The sequence below is a fragment of the Fibrobacter sp. genome (genome assembly GCF_017545445.1).
Lineage (GTDB): Bacteria > Fibrobacterota > Fibrobacteria > Fibrobacterales > Fibrobacteraceae > Fibrobacter.
Map to the genome: position 1 here is coordinate 1 of NZ_JAFWOM010000166.1, position 1595 is coordinate 1595.

The 1595-nt window shown below is 50.1% G+C and carries 2 protein-coding genes; both read left to right on the forward strand.

Translation table 11 applies throughout. The features are described 5' to 3' along the window. A partial coding sequence (locus tag IKG78_RS18930; RefSeq protein ID WP_290946575.1) for a class I SAM-dependent DNA methyltransferase occupies nt 1-1074 on the forward strand: 1074 nt, incomplete at its 5' end. A 113-nt stretch (nt 1075-1187) separates the two neighbouring features. Next, nucleotides 1188-1469, forward strand: a complete 282-nt coding sequence (locus tag IKG78_RS18935; protein ID WP_290946577.1) for a hypothetical protein — start codon at nt 1188-1190, stop codon at nt 1467-1469. Nucleotides 1470-1595 lie beyond the last annotated feature (126 nt).

Consider the following 1595-nt stretch of genomic DNA (forward strand, 5'->3'; position numbering starts at 1 on the left):
TACAACACCGCAGGCGGCGGCAAGTACGCCGAATATTACACGCCCAAGGCCATCGCAAAAATTATGGCGCGCCTCTTGGTGGGCGACAACGCCGACTTGCACAACGTAGAATGTTACGACCCCAGCGCAGGCACCGGCACATTGCTCATGGCACTCAGTCACCAGATTGGCGAAGACCGCTGCACCATCTTTGCGCAAGACATCTCGCAGCGCAGTAACAAGATGCTCAAGCTAAACCTGCTCTTGAACGGACTCGTATCGAGCCTGGATCATGCCGTGCAGGGAGACACCCTCTTGGAACCCTACCACAAGAGCGACGACGGCAAGAGCCTCAAACAGTTCGATTACGTTGTGAGCAATCCGCCGTTCAAGATGGACTTCAGCGACACCCGCGACGACATCGAAAAGAAATGGAACGCCCGATTCTGGGCAGGCGTGCCTAAAGTCCCGAACAAGAAAAAGGAGAGCATGGCCATCTACACCTGCTTTATCCAGCACGTGGTGAACAGCATCAAGGCAGGCGGCAAGGGTGCCATCGTTATCCCCACCGGGTTCATCACCGCGAAATCCGGCATCGAGCACAAAATCCTCGAACGCATCGTTGACGAACACATCGTCTATGGCGTAGTCAGCATGCCGAGCAACGTATTCGCGAACACCGGCACCAACGTGAGCGTGCTCTTTTTCGACAAGACCCGCAAAAAGACCGACAGCGACAAAGTCACCCTCGTTGACGCAAGCAAACTCGGCAAGGAATACAAGGACGCGAACGGCCTCAAGAAAGTCCGTCTCGAAGACGACGAAATCGAGAAAATCGTGACTACCTTCCGCAAGGCCAAAGCCGTCGAAGACTTCAGCGTGGTCGTGACCTACAGCGAAGTCAAGGAAAAAGGCTACAGCCTTAGCGCCGGCCAGTATTTCGACATCAAGATAGACTACGTGGATATCACCGCCGACGAATTCAACGCCCAGATGAAAGCCGACACCGAAGAACTCGCCGCCATGTTCGCCGAAAGCCACAAACTCGAGAAGGAAATACAGAAACAACTAGCATCATTGTCATTCGGGGATTAGTTGATGCCGCTCGGATTATGGTGTCATTCCCGCGAAGGCGGGAATCTCCTTTAGAAGCAGTGTCATCCTGAGCGAAACGAAGTGAAGTCGAAGGATCTAAAAGGCGAAGGTAAATGGAAATATTGAATAATTACTCTGGCTTGATTTCATTGATTGCTGCGGTTGGTGCAATCGGTGCAATTATAGTTCCTTTTGTCATTTTAAAAAAGCAACGGAAATACGAAGCGGAAAAAGAAGAATTGGCTAAAAAAGAAATGGCTGAAATGGAACGGAAAGAAGCTCAAGCAGAGTTAGATGCAATGGGTGTGACCGACGCACCGATTTCTTTATATGGTTATAGCAAGATGGAAATCGCAAGGGCGAGATATTTGTGGAAAAAAGCTGGTAGAAGGTAACTCGGGGTGTCATCCTGAGCGGAGTGTAACGGAGTCGAAGGATCTAGGAAAGGTTTGAATATGGAATTGAAACGATATAAATTAGGTGAAATTGGTGAAATCCGTATGTGTAAGCGGATTCTGAAA

Coding starts and splice junctions, on each gene's coding strand:
- IKG78_RS18935 (WP_290946577.1), top strand. CDS start 1,188: ATGGAAATATTGAATAATTACTCTGGCTTGATTTCATTGATTGCTGCG.